The following is a 12,439-nucleotide window of genomic DNA, read 5'->3' on the forward strand; positions in this document are numbered from 1 at the left end:
TATCAAAGTTTGGTCAAGGACAGGCCGGCCCACGTCGCGAGCAGCCCGCCGAATACGCTGAGTGCCGCATAGCCCAGGGCCAGCGGCACTTGCCCGCTTTCCAGCAGGCGCACCGTATCCAGTGAAAAGGATGAAAAAGTCGTCAGCCCCCCGAGGAAGCCGACCATCAACCCGGCGCGCACCTCGATCGGCACCTCCGGGCGTATCAAAAACAGGCCGTACAACACGCCAATCAGCAAACAGCCCACGATATTAACGGCCAGCGTCGCGGTATAGAAGTGCCGCGGCCAATTGGCATTGACCCAATTGCCGGTGGCGAAGCGCAACAGGGTGCCGGCAATCCCGCCGGCGGAGACTGCAACAATCAATGGAAGCACTATTTTCTCCGCTGTCTTGGGCTTAAACGATCGAGTTGAGCGAGGTGGTTGAGCTTCTCGCCGATCTTCAATTCCAGGCCTCGGGGCACCGGTTGGTAGAACGGGATCGGCTCAAGCTCCTCAGGGAAATAGTCTTCGCCGGCGGCATAGGCGTCCGGCTCATCGTGGGCGTAGCGATACTCATCGCCGTAGCCCAATTGTTTCATCAGTTTGGTCGGCGCGTTGCGCAGGTGCAGCGGCACTTCCAGCGAACCGTTTTCAGCGGCGGCGCGCAGGGCGGTCTTGAACCCCATGTACACCGCATTGCTTTTCGGGGCGCAGGCCAGGTAGGTAATGGCCTGGGCCACGGCCAGTTCGCCTTCCGGGCTGCCGAGGCGTTCCTGCACTTCCCACGCCGCCAGGCACAGGCTGAGGGCACGCGGGTCGGCGTTGCCGATGTCTTCGCTGGCCATGCGCACCACGCGCCGGGCCAGGTACAGCGGATCACAACCGCCGTCGATCATCCGCGCAAACCAGTACAGCGCGCCGTCGGGGTTGGAACCTCGCACCGATTTGTGCAACGCGGAGATCTGGTCGTAAAAGGCTTCGCCGCCTTTGTCGAAGCGCCGACGGGTGTCGCCGAGCAGGCTTTGCAGCAGTTCGGTGCCGATCTCGCTGTTGTCTTCGGCGAGGTCCGAGGCATTTTCCAGCAAGTTGAGCAGCCGTCGACCGTCGCCATCGGCGGCGGACAGCAACATCTGGAAGCCTTCATCGTTGAGCGTCAGGTGGCGCTTGCCCAGCCCACGCTCCTCGGTGAGTGCGCGATGCACCAGTTTGCGCAGCGCCGCTTCGTCGAGGCTTTTCAGCACATAGACGCGGGCCCGCGACAACAAGGCGTTGTTCAGTTCGAACGAAGGATTTTCGGTGGTGGCGCCGATGAAGATCAGTGTGCCATCTTCGACATAAGGCAGGAACGCATCCTGCTGCGACTTGTTGAACCGGTGCACTTCATCGACGAACAGAATCGTGCGCTTGCCGTACTGACCGGCCTGCTGCTTGGCGATTTCAACCGCCTGACGGATCTCCTTGACCCCGGCAAGCACCGCCGAGACCGTTTCGAAGTGCGCGTCCGAGACTTCCGCGAGCAATCGCGCCAGCGTGGTTTTACCCACGCCAGGCGGGCCCCAGAAAATCATCGAATGCAGGGCACCCTGCTCCAGCGCTTCACGCAGAGGCTTGCCGCGAGCGAGCACGTGCTCCTGACCGACGTACTCATCCAGATTGGTCGCGCGCAAACGCGCGGCCAGTGGCTGGGCAATCGGTGCACTGCGAAACAGATCCATCACGTAGCGTTGAAACCTCGAATTTTCTGAACTCTGTGGGTGACCCTGTGGCGCGGGGATTCATCCCCGTTGGGCTGCGAAGCGGCCCTTAAACCAGCAATTTCGTTGTATCAGGCCTACCAAGTGCAATGGTTTTGGCGACTGCTGCGCAGCCGAACGGGGATAAATCCCCTCACCACAAAAGCTCCAAACCACAAAGGCCCAGTTCAGGATCCGGGGTTTATTCCTGGATCACGTCGGCACCCTTGGGGATGTCGAACTTGAACTTGGAAGCCGGCACTGGCTCGTTGGCCTTGACCCCGGTGAACAGGATGTTGGTGCGCTGGCCGACGCTGTCGATCAGTTGCATGTCATTGAGCAGACCGTTGCGGAACGACAGGCGCAGGTTGTCGAACAACGTGTCCTTGGTTTTCGGCTTCAGAGTGAAGTCGATCACGCCGCCTGCCTCTTTCGCCGTGATGTCGAAACTCTGGCTGATCTTAGACACGTCACCGGACAACAACAACGCAGGGGTCTGGGTCAGGCGCTCGTCGAGCTTCTTGATCGTCGCCTGTTCCAGATCCGGGTCCCACAAGGTGACTTTCTTGCCGTCGGAGACCATGGTCTGCTCGGCCGGCGCATTGGTGTGCCAGTAGAAAAGGCCCGGACGCTGCAGGGTCATGTCGCCGGTGGTTTCCTGCAACTGCGTGCCGCTGCCGTCGAGGGTCAGCTGCGAGAAGTTCGCGCTCAGGGTCTTGGACGTTTCCAGCAATTGGGTCAGACGAGCCACGTCCTTGTCATCGGCGTGGGCCGTGAATGTGGTCAGTGCCAGTACTGGCAACAGCATGCGGATCAGACGCATGGGAGTCCTCTTGAATACTCGTGGGAGAGCGGCGGCACGTCATTGTGCCACCTCTTGCTTCTGGGATCAGTCGCGTACCGGGCCCGGGGCCAGCACTTCACGCGAACCGTTGGTGTTCATGGAGGTGACGACGCCGGCCATTTCCATGGCTTCGATCATCCGCGCGGCACGGTTGTAGCCGATCTTCAACTTGCGCTGTACAGCGGAAATCGAGGCGCGACGGCTTTCCAGCACAAACTGCACGGCTTCGTCGTACAGTGCGTCCGCTTCCGGATCATCGCCGTCGCCGCCACCGCTGCTGCCTTCAAAACCGCTGCCTGCTTCTTCGACACCGTTGAGGATGTCATCGTTGTATTCCGGTGCGCCACGCAGTTTCCACGCTTCGACGACACGGTGGACTTCATCGTCGGACACGAATGCGCCGTGAACCCGGATCGGCAGGCTGGTGCCCGGTGGCATGTAGAGCATGTCACCGTGGCCGAGCAGTTGTTCGGCGCCGCCCTGGTCGATGATGGTCCGCGAGTCGATCTTGCTCGAAACCTGGAACGCCATACGGGTCGGGATGTTGGCCTTGATCAGACCGGTGATCACGTCCACCGACGGCCGCTGGGTCGCGAGGATCAAGTGAATACCTGCCGCACGGGCCTTCTGCGCGATACGCGCGATCAGTTCTTCGACCTTCTTGCCGACGATCATCATCATGTCGGCGAATTCGTCGACCACCACGACGATGGTCGGCAGCTTCTGCAGCAGCGGCGCTTCATCGTGAATGCTTTCACGCTTATACAGCGGATCGCTCAGCGGCTCGCCGGCATCCTGGGCTTCCTTGACCTTCGCGTTGAAGCCGGACAGGTTACGCACGCCCATCTTCGCCATCAGCTTGTAGCGGCGTTCCATCTCGGCAACGCTCCAGCGCAAGGCGTTGGCGGCGTCCTTCATGTCGGTAACCACCGGGCACAACAGGTGCGGAATGCCTTCGTAGATCGACAGCTCAAGCATTTTCGGGTCGATCATGATCAGCTTGGCGTCTTCCGGGCCGGACTTGAACAGGATCGACAGGATCATCGCGTTCACCCCCACCGACTTACCGGAACCGGTGGTACCGGCTACCAGCAGGTGCGGCATCTTCGCCAGGTCGGTGATGACCGGTTTGCCGCCAATGTCGTGGCCCAGCGCCAGGGTGACCGGCGATTTGAAGTTGTCGTACTCGGGGGTCGACAGCACTTCGGAGAAGCGCACGATCTGCCGGTCTTCGTTGGGAATCTCGATACCCACAGTGGTCTTGCCCGGAATCACCTCGACCACGCGCACGCTGGTCACGGCCAGCGAACGCGCCAGGTCTTTCGCCAGGTTGGCGATGCGGCTGACTTTCACGCCTGCAGCGGGCTGGATCTCGTAACGGGTAATCACCGGGCCCGGATGGATCGAGTCCACCGTGACCTCGACCCCGAACTCCTTGAGCTTGATCTCCAGCAAGTGGCCGACCGCTGCCAGGGACTCCGGCGAGTAATTGAGCTGTTTCTTTTCCGCCGGATCGAGAATCGAGATCGGCGGCAAGGTGCCTTCCACGGCGCTGTCGACGAACAACGGCGCCTGTTTCTCTTTCTGCACGCGCTTGCTCGGTTCCGGGGCCTTGGCCGGGGCCGGGGCGATGACCGGCGGCACCTGCTTCTCACGGTCGGACATGTGCTTGCTCAGGGCTTGCTCACGCTCGATCAGGCGTTCCTTGACCTTGGCTTGTTCACGCTTGTCGGTGACCGTCGGCGCCACCACGTCATGTACGCGATCGTCGACTTCACGCAGTTGCGCGACCAGTTGTTTGCGCTCGGTGCGGGCCGACCACCAACGATTGAGTGCGCCCTGGAACAGCTCGAACAAGTCGAGGGTGATCTTGCCGGTGATGTCCATCACCTTGAACCACGACAGGTCGGTGAACACCGTCAGGCCGAACAGGAACAGGGCGATGAACAGCAGCGTGCTGCCCTGAATGTTCAGCGCGTTCTTCGCCAGATCGCCGAGGCTCTCGCCCAATGCGCCACCGGCACCGGCCGGCAGACCGGTCGGGGCATGGAAATGGATATGCGCCAGTGCCGCGCCGGACAGCACCAGAAACACCAGACCGATCAGGCGCCAGGAGAACAGCCAGCCGCTCCACTGCCACGGTTCGTGACGCTGACGGAAGATCTGATACGCCTTGATCGCCAGCAGCAACGGGAAGATGTACGCGAAATAACCGAGCACCATGAACAGGATGTCGGCGCTGTAGGAACCCGCCGGGCCGCCGAAATTCTGCACGTCGTCGATCTTGCTGTTGTGGCTCCAGCCCGGATCGTCCTTGCCGTAGGTCAGCAAAGCCATCATCAGGAACAGGCACAAGGCACCGATGGCGATCAATGCACCTTCCTTGAGCCGGTAGTGCAACTGTTGGCGCCAGAGCGGAACGACTGTTTTTGGTGCTGCGGTGGATTTCTTCAAAACGCTTCTTTTCCTGCGCCCGAGGCGCGTCCATCTATTGAATGACGATAAAAAACTGCCCAATCCAGGCAGGTGAAAAAGTGAACGGGCACAACTGAGACTACTTTTAACACTGCGCTGCGGCTTTTATAAACACGGTGCGCAGCGAATATTCTGTTACAGCCCGGCATTGTACGGGTTTGTGCGTCTGATGCCATGCTTCAAAGCCCAGCATTGAGCATAGCCAAGCGCACGAAACCTGCGGTTCAATTTGAGCATGCATTGTCTTTTGTGACAAAGGCTTATGAGGTGTATTTGATGAACGCAGCGAAGCATTCACGCCTGATCATTCTCGGCTCCGGTCCGGCCGGCTACAGCGCCGCCGTCTACGCCGCCCGCGCCAACCTCAAACCCGTCGTGATTACCGGATTGCAGGCCGGTGGCCAGCTCACCACCACGGTCGAGGTCGACAACTGGCCCGGCGACGTCGAAGGCCTGACCGGCCCGGTGCTGATGGAGCGCATGCAGAAGCACGCCGAACGCTTTGCCACAGAGATCGTTTACGACCACATCCACACGGCCAAGTTGCAGCAGCGCCCGTTTGAACTCATCGGCGACAGCGGCACTTACACTTGCGACGCACTGATTATCGCCACCGGCGCGTCGGCGCAGTATCTGGGCCTGCCCTCGGAGGAAGCCTTCGCCGGCAAGGGTGTTTCCGCCTGTGCGACCTGTGATGGCTTCTTTTATCGCAATCAGGTGGTGGCGGTGGTCGGTGGCGGCAACACCGCTGTCGAGGAAGCGTTGTACCTCTCCAACATCGCCAAAGAAGTGCACTTGATCCACCGTCGCGACAAGTTGCGCTCGGAGAAAATCCTTCAGGACAAGCTGTTCGACAAAGCCGCCAGCGGTAACGTGCGCCTGCACTGGAACCAGAACCTTGACGAAGTGCTCGGCGACGCCAGCGGCGTGACCGGCGCCCGCCTGCGCGACAGCCACACCGGCGAAACCCGCGAACTGTCGTTGGCGGGCGTGTTCATTGCCATTGGCCACAAACCCAACACCGACCTGTTTCAGGGTCAGTTGCCGATGCGCGATGGCTATCTGGTGATCAAGGGCGGCAGCGAGGGCGATGCCACAGCCACCGCAATTCCCGGCGTGTTTGCCGCAGGCGACGTGGCCGACCACGTCTACCGGCAAGCGGTGACGTCCGCCGGCGCCGGTTGCATGGCTGCGCTCGATGCGGAGAAGTATCTGGACGACATTCCTGTCATTTAACGGCACACTTTATCGCGGGCCACACGGCCCGCACCGCCCTCCCCTTCTGTAAGCCTGGATGCCATGCTGACTTGGTTACAACGCAACTCACTGACTTTTCCGCCGCTGGAAAAGGCCATGCGCGACCCCAACGGATTACTCGCCGCCGGCGGCGACCTGTCCGCCGATCGTTTGATTCAGGCTTATCGCCATGGCTGCTTTCCGTGGTTTTCCGAAGGCCAGCCGATACTCTGGTGGTCGCCGGATCCGCGCACGGTGCTATTTCCCGACGAACTGCATGTCTCGCGCAGTCTCGGCAAATTACTGCGCAAGGCGCGCTATCAGGTGACCTTCGACCAGGATTTTGATGCCGTCATCCGCGCCTGCGCCGCGCCACGGGATTACGCCGATGGCACCTGGATCACGCAAGCCATGCAGGACGCCTACATTGAATTGCACCGCAGTGGCTTTGCCCATTCGGTGGAGGTCTGGGATCAGGGCGAACTGGTCGGTGGCCTGTATGGCCTGGCGATGGGCCAACTGTTTTTCGGCGAATCAATGTTCAGCCGCGCCGACAACGCCTCCAAATATGGCTTTGCCACACTGGTGCGACACTTGAAAGATTCGGGGTTTGTGCTGATCGACTGCCAGATGCCGACCGATCATCTGCACAGCCTCGGCGCCCGGGCGATTCCCCGCAGTGAATTCGCGCGCTATCTGGCCAATCATCTGGATCAACCTCAACGTGCCACCTGGGTTTGCTGAGCGACTTTTGCGCGCGTGGCTTACACTTAATTCACCAGCTTATCCCGAGGGTTGATCATGACCGAGTTGGCACGCCTCAAGTTCTATGCCACTCAGCCCCACTCTTGCAGTTATCTGCCCGAGGAGCAGGCGACGACCCTGTTTCTCGACCCGAGCCAGCCCATGGATGTGCATGTCTACGCAGACCTGTCGGAAATGGGCTTTCGTCGCAGTGGCGATCATCTGTATCGGCCGCATTGCCAGAACTGCAATGCGTGCGTACCTGCGCGCATTCCCGTGGCGCAGTTCATCCCCAATCGTCAGCAGAAGCGCATTTTCAAACGCAACGCCGACCTGCAGGTGCGTCCGGCCAAGCCCAAGTTCAGCGAAGAATATTTCGATCTGTACCAGCGCTATATCGAACAACGTCACGCCGACGGCGACATGTACCCGCCCAGCCGTGATCAATTCTCGACATTCCTGGTCCGCGACCTGCCCTTCTCGCGCTTTTACGAGTTCCGTCTCGACGGACGGTTGCTCGCCGTGGCGGTCACCGATTTACTGCCAAACGGCTTGTCGGCGGTGTACACCTTCTACGAACCCGCCGAAGAACGCCGCAGCCTTGGCCGTTTTGCCATCTTGTGGCAAATCGCCGAAAGCCATCGCCTCGGGCTTGAGGCGGTGTACCTCGGTTACTGGATCAAAAACTGCAAAAAGATGAACTACAAGACGCAATATCGCCCCATCGAATTGCTGATTAATCAGCGCTGGGTTGTCCTGAACTAAACCCAAGCCCTAAACCCCTTGGCGTAAACCCCATTTTTCGGGCACAATGCACGCCGCTTTTGCCTGGCGCAGTTGCACCGGGCCATTCATTGGATACCGAGGGCTTTACTGCATGTCGAAAGAAGACAGCTTCGAAATGGAAGGCACTGTCGTCGACACCCTGCCCAACACCATGTTTCGCGTGGAGTTGGAAAATGGGCACGTCGTAACCGCGCATATTTCCGGCAAGATGCGCAAGAACTACATTCGTATTCTTACCGGTGACAAAGTGCGCGTCGAGCTGACGCCCTATGACTTGAGCAAAGGGCGCATTACTTACCGCGCTCGTTAATCAAGTCAATACAGAACGCCCGGTTTATACCGGGCGTTTTTGTTTGTCTGGGATTTGGGTTTTGTGGGCATATCCGTAGCTGCGGGTGCTGCCGCTGGCGGTTTCGCTCTTACAGCGGGTCACCTTTTCCAAACGCCGAAAAGGTAACCCAAAAGGCTTTGCCCCGGCGTACGGCACTTCGCTGAGGCTCAGTGTTCCCTCGCTACGGAGTCCATCCGGGGGCATCGCCTACGGTTTGCTTCGCCGCACCTCCTCTCGATGAATGCGACTTCGCCGCACGGCGCTGCGCGCCTACCCCCGAATGAACACCTACGCTCGGCCTGCCGATGGGGCAAAAGATCAAAAGCCGAAGCCAGATCAAGAGCCCCTCACCCTAGCCCTCTCCCGGAGGGAGAGGGGACTGACCGTGGTGTTTGGGGGAGCTGCGCCGACGTGCGATACCGCGTTGAACTCAGGCTCTAAAAAGCAAACAAATCGGCCCCTCACCCTCCCAGAGAGAGGACTGATCGAGGTGTTTGGGAGAGCTACGCCGACGTGCGATATCGAGTCGAACTCAGATTCTGAAAGGCCCACAAATCGGCTCCCTCTCCTCGGGGAAAGGGCTGGGCGGGCGGCGTTCCGATGAGGGCTAAATCCACCACAAATCCAAAGCCGACCACGCCCCGCTCTTCACCACTCAATAGGCCGAGTGTCAGCTCGCCTGCCTTTGATCTTGATCTGTAAGGCGACGTCGGAAGGCTGAGTGGAGGGATTGATCCGGGGGGGTGGGAGCGCAGCGACCGTTTGGCGCAGCCAAACACAGCGAGAGGAGGTGCAGCGAAGCAAACCGTAGGCGCTGCGCCCGGATCGATCCCGGAGCGAATGAACCCCGAGCCTCAGCGAGCGGGCCGCACGTAGGAGCAAGCGTTTTTTGCTTACTTTTTTTGGCGTTTGAAAAAAAGTGAGTCGCCGTAAGGGCGAAACCGTAATAAGCCATCACCGCAGCAACGGATATACACCCAGAACCCAAAAACACCAGACAACAAAAAGGCGCCCGAAGGCGCCCTCTTGATCCAAGGCCGTCAGGCCATTTCTGCCGTCGTCTCAAAGTCAAACGTCAACTCACCATCCTTGATGTCGATGTGCACCACACCGCCATGCTCGGCCAGCTCGCCAAACAGAATCTCCTCCGCCAGCGGACGCTTGATCTTGTCCTGGATCAGACGCGCCATCGGACGTGCGCCCATCGCCGAATCATAACCACCCGCCGCCAGCCAACTACGCGCGGCATCAGTGACCTCAAGCAGCACACGCTTGTCTTCCAGCTGCGCCTGAAGCTCGGTAAGGAACTTGTCCACCACGCTTTTGATGACCTCATGACTGAGGCGACCAAACTGGATAATGGTGTCCAGACGGTTACGGAACTCCGGCGTAAAGCTCTTCTTGATCACTTCCATCGCATCAGACGAGTGGTCCTGATGGGTGAAACCGATCGAAGCACGCGCCGCCGTTTCGGCACCGGCGTTGGTGGTCATGATCACGATCACGTTGCGGAAGTCCGCCTTGCGCCCGTTATTGTCGGTCAGCGTACCGTGGTCCATTACCTGCAACAGCAGATTGAAGACTTCGGGGTGCGCCTTCTCGATTTCATCGAGCAACAACACGCAGTGCGGCTGCTTGGTGATCGCTTCGGTCAACAGACCGCCCTGATCGAACCCGACATAACCCGGAGGCGCACCAATCAGACGCGATACGGTGTGACGCTCCATGTATTCGGACATGTCGAAGCGCACCAGCTCGATCCCCAAGGCCTTGGCCAATTGCCGCGCGGCCTCGGTTTTACCGACACCGGTAGGGCCTGCGAACAGGAATGAACCGACTGGCTTGTCAGGCGACTTGAGCCCGGCACGCGACAGCTTGATCGCAGTCGACAGCGAGTCGATCGCTGCATCCTGACCAAACACCGTCAGCTTCAGGTCGCGCTCCAGGTTACGCAGCAGTTCCTTGTCGGAACTGGTGACGTGTTTTGGCGGAATCCGCGCGATTTTCGCCACAATGTCTTCGACCTGCGGCACTTCGATACGCTTGACGCGCATCTCGACCGGTTGCAGACGCTGGTAGGCGCCCGCCTCGTCGATCACGTCGATGGCCTTGTCCGGCATGTGCCGGTCATTGATGTAGCGCGATGCCAGTTCAGCAGCAGCGCGCAACGACTCATCGCTGTACTCGATATTGTGGTGCTGCTCGAAACGCCCTTTCAGGCCACGCAGGATACCGATGGTGTCTTCCACCGACGGCTCGACCACATCGACTTTCTGGAAGCGACGCGCCAAGGCCCGATCCTTCTCGAAGATGCCGCGGAATTCCTGGAACGTGGTCGAACCGATGCAACGAATGTCACCAGACGAGAGCAATGGCTTGAGCAGGTTCGAGGCATCCATCACGCCACCGGACGCAGCACCCGCACCGATGATGGTGTGGATTTCGTCGATGAACAGGATCGCCTGCGGGCGTTTTTTCAGTTCATTGAGCAGCGCCTTGAAGCGCTTCTCGAAATCGCCGCGATACTTGGTGCCCGCGAGCAGAGCACCGAGGTCGAGGGAATACACGACGCTGTTGGCCAGCAGGTCCGGCACCTGGTTGTCGACAATGCGCTTGGCCAGACCTTCGGCAATCGCGGTTTTACCCACGCCCGCCTCGCCGACCAGCAGCGGATTGTTTTTACGCCGGCGCGCAAGAATCTGCGCCACACGCTCGACTTCCATTTCGCGGCCGACCAGCGGGTCAATGCGACCCTGGCGCGCAAGTTCGTTGAGGTTGCTGGCATAAGCATCCAGAGGATTGCCTGAAGAAGAAGACTCACCGCCCTCGTCGTCCTGCATATCTTGTTCACCTTCAGAGTGATCGCCATGCCCCGGCACTTTGGAAATGCCGTGAGCGATGTAGTTGACGACATCAATGCGCGCCACGCTCTGCTGTTTCAGCAGGAACACGGCCTGACTCTCTTGCTCACTGAAGATTGCAACCAGCACGTTGGCGCCGGTTACTTCGCGTTTGCCCGAGCTCTGTACGTGGAAAACAGCACGTTGCAGTACACGCTGGAAGCCCAGGGTTGGCTGGGTTTCGCGATCTTCGTCATGAACGGGGATCAATGGCGTGGTGGAGTCGATGAACTCCTGCAGGTCATGCTTGAGTTTGTCGAGGTTTGCGCCGCAGGCACGCAAAACGGTGGCGGCAGCCTCATTGTCCAATAGGGCCAGCAAAAGGTGTTCGACAGTCATGAACTCATGACGCTTCGAACGAGCCTCCTTGAAGGCTAGATTGAGGGTGACTTCGAGCTCGCGGTTTAACATAGCTTCACCTCATACCCAAGTGGTCGGCGATTAACCGTCCTTCTCGATTTCACAGAGTAGCGGATGCTGGCTTTCCCTGGCGTACTGGTTGACCTGCATGGCCTTTGTCTCGGCGATGTCGCGGGTAAACACTCCACATACTGCCCGTCCTTCTGTGTGGACGGCCAGCATGACCTTGGTCGCCAGCTCGCGATTCAGGTTAAAAAACACCTCGAGCACTTCGACGACGAAATCCATCGGTGTGTAGTCATCATTAAACAAAACCACCTTGTACATCGGCGGCGCCTGTAACGCAGGCTTTGCTTCCTGAACAGCAACGCCTGCCGAATCGTCGTCGTGCTCCTCTGGAAGATCCTTTTGGAGAAGCGGGCGATCCTGATTGAATGTTAGTCGAATCTGGCTGATTGCATGCATGGAAAGAAAGGTTCTTCAGTTGTGCAAATACAGTGGTGGGGGCGGCTGTCCACGTTTTCAACTCCGACTGCCCGGTCACCTTGACTATCGGGAAAACGGTGTTACAACCAATAGAGCCCACAGTGGGTAAAAAAGATCCGCGGAGTCAATTCTTTTACGGATTAGATTGCGGATGAATTGGATGATACTCCAGCGATGGAGTCTGGTGCAGAGGGATTTGAGCATGGCTGTCGGCAAGGTCAAGTGGTTCAACAATGCCAAGGGATTCGGCTTTATCAATACCGATGCCCGTGAAGGCCGCGATGAAGACGGAAAAGAGATTGATTTCTTTGCGCACTACTCCGCCATTGAGATGGAGGGGTATAAAACGCTAAAGGCCGGACAACTGGTGAGTTTTGAGATTGTTCAAGGCCCAAAGGGGCTGCATGCCCTAAAAATCACAAACGTCATCATTGAACCATCCAGCCCCGCTGAGAGTGCTGCTTTTGGCGCTGCTGCTGCTGCTGCCGCCGCAACTGCCAAAGCGTGAGCTGACTGATCTTCACCTGAATATCCCAAGCAATAAAAAACCGCCTGACTCA

The 12,439-nt window shown here is 58.9% G+C and carries 11 protein-coding genes; 5 read left to right on the plus strand and 6 right to left on the minus strand.

Going from position 1 to position 12,439, the window contains the following annotated elements; genetic code table 11:
• Window positions 1-2 precede the first annotated feature (2 nt).
• The 4 genes from crcB to HV782_RS18330 form a co-directional block, all read right to left on the minus strand.
• Window positions 3-377 carry a fluoride efflux transporter CrcB gene (gene crcB / locus HV782_RS18315; RefSeq protein WP_123462490.1) on the minus strand — a complete coding sequence of 125 codons (375 nt, stop codon included), beginning with the start codon at window positions 375-377 and terminating at the stop codon, window positions 3-5.
• Window positions 377-1,699, minus strand: a complete 1,323-nt coding sequence (locus tag HV782_RS18320; RefSeq protein ID WP_128615705.1) for a replication-associated recombination protein A — start codon at window positions 1,697-1,699, stop codon at window positions 377-379. The genes crcB and HV782_RS18320 overlap by 1 nt, the downstream gene beginning before the upstream one ends.
• Before the next feature lie 220 nt (window positions 1,700-1,919).
• Window positions 1,920-2,540, minus strand: coding sequence for an outer membrane lipoprotein periplasmic chaperone LolA (lolA, locus tag HV782_RS18325; RefSeq protein ID WP_123462488.1), 621 nt, complete (start codon window positions 2,538-2,540; stop codon window positions 1,920-1,922).
• Window positions 2,541-2,606: 66 nt separating this feature from the next.
• Entirely contained in the window at window positions 2,607-5,015 is a 2,409-nt protein-coding gene (locus HV782_RS18330) for a DNA translocase FtsK (protein ID WP_123462486.1), read from the minus strand.
• Window positions 5,016-5,312: 297 nt separating this feature from the next.
• Between HV782_RS18330 and trxB the strand changes: the two genes are divergently transcribed.
• From trxB to infA, 4 genes are all read left to right on the plus strand, one after another.
• Window positions 5,313-6,272, plus strand: coding sequence for a thioredoxin-disulfide reductase (gene trxB / locus HV782_RS18335; RefSeq protein WP_123462484.1), 960 nt, complete (start codon window positions 5,313-5,315; stop codon window positions 6,270-6,272).
• A gap of 63 nt (window positions 6,273-6,335) precedes the next feature.
• Complete coding sequence (aat, locus tag HV782_RS18340; protein WP_186744352.1) at window positions 6,336-7,016, plus strand: leucyl/phenylalanyl-tRNA--protein transferase; 681 nt, start codon at window positions 6,336-6,338, stop codon at window positions 7,014-7,016.
• A gap of 57 nt (window positions 7,017-7,073) precedes the next feature.
• Entirely contained in the window at window positions 7,074-7,781 is a 708-nt protein-coding gene (locus tag HV782_RS18345; RefSeq protein ID WP_123462480.1) for an arginyltransferase, read from the plus strand.
• 112 nt (window positions 7,782-7,893) lie between these two features.
• Window positions 7,894-8,112 carry a translation initiation factor IF-1 gene (gene infA / locus HV782_RS18350; protein ID WP_002553999.1) on the plus strand — a complete coding sequence of 73 codons (219 nt, stop codon included), beginning with the start codon at window positions 7,894-7,896 and terminating at the stop codon, window positions 8,110-8,112.
• Window positions 8,113-9,173: 1,061 nt separating this feature from the next.
• On the opposite strand, the gene clpA is transcribed toward infA, so the two are convergent.
• Window positions 9,174-11,444, minus strand: coding sequence for an ATP-dependent Clp protease ATP-binding subunit ClpA (clpA, locus tag HV782_RS18355; protein WP_097088113.1), 2,271 nt, complete (start codon window positions 11,442-11,444; stop codon window positions 9,174-9,176).
• Between the two features lie 30 nt (window positions 11,445-11,474).
• The gene (gene clpS, locus HV782_RS18360; protein WP_016987405.1) at window positions 11,475-11,858 is read right to left on the minus strand and encodes an ATP-dependent Clp protease adapter ClpS; all 384 of its coding nucleotides are present in this window, start codon (window positions 11,856-11,858) and stop codon (window positions 11,475-11,477) included.
• A gap of 223 nt (window positions 11,859-12,081) precedes the next feature.
• On the opposite strand from clpS, the gene HV782_RS28635 reads away from it, so the two are divergent.
• Entirely contained in the window at window positions 12,082-12,387 is a 306-nt protein-coding gene (locus HV782_RS28635; RefSeq protein WP_095124702.1) for a cold shock domain-containing protein, read from the plus strand.
• Window positions 12,388-12,439 lie beyond the last annotated feature (52 nt).

The sequence above is a fragment of the Pseudomonas monsensis genome (assembly GCF_014268495.2).
In the GTDB taxonomy this organism is placed as follows: Bacteria; Pseudomonadota; Gammaproteobacteria; order Pseudomonadales; family Pseudomonadaceae; genus Aquipseudomonas; species Aquipseudomonas monsensis.

Coding starts and splice junctions, on each gene's coding strand:
- clpA (WP_097088113.1), bottom strand. CDS start 11,444: ATGTTAAACCGCGAGCTCGAAGTCACCCTCAATCTAGCCTTCAAGGAG.
- HV782_RS18345 (WP_123462480.1), top strand. CDS start 7,074: ATGACCGAGTTGGCACGCCTCAAGTTCTATGCCACTCAGCCCCACTCT.
- infA (WP_002553999.1), top strand. CDS start 7,894: ATGTCGAAAGAAGACAGCTTCGAAATGGAAGGCACTGTCGTCGACACC.
- trxB (WP_123462484.1), top strand. CDS start 5,313: ATGAACGCAGCGAAGCATTCACGCCTGATCATTCTCGGCTCCGGTCCG.
- HV782_RS28635 (WP_095124702.1), top strand. CDS start 12,082: ATGGCTGTCGGCAAGGTCAAGTGGTTCAACAATGCCAAGGGATTCGGC.
- aat (WP_186744352.1), top strand. CDS start 6,336: ATGCTGACTTGGTTACAACGCAACTCACTGACTTTTCCGCCGCTGGAA.
- HV782_RS18320 (WP_128615705.1), bottom strand. CDS start 1,699: ATGGATCTGTTTCGCAGTGCACCGATTGCCCAGCCACTGGCCGCGCGT.
- clpS (WP_016987405.1), bottom strand. CDS start 11,858: ATGCATGCAATCAGCCAGATTCGACTAACATTCAATCAGGATCGCCCG.
- lolA (WP_123462488.1), bottom strand. CDS start 2,540: ATGCGTCTGATCCGCATGCTGTTGCCAGTACTGGCACTGACCACATTC.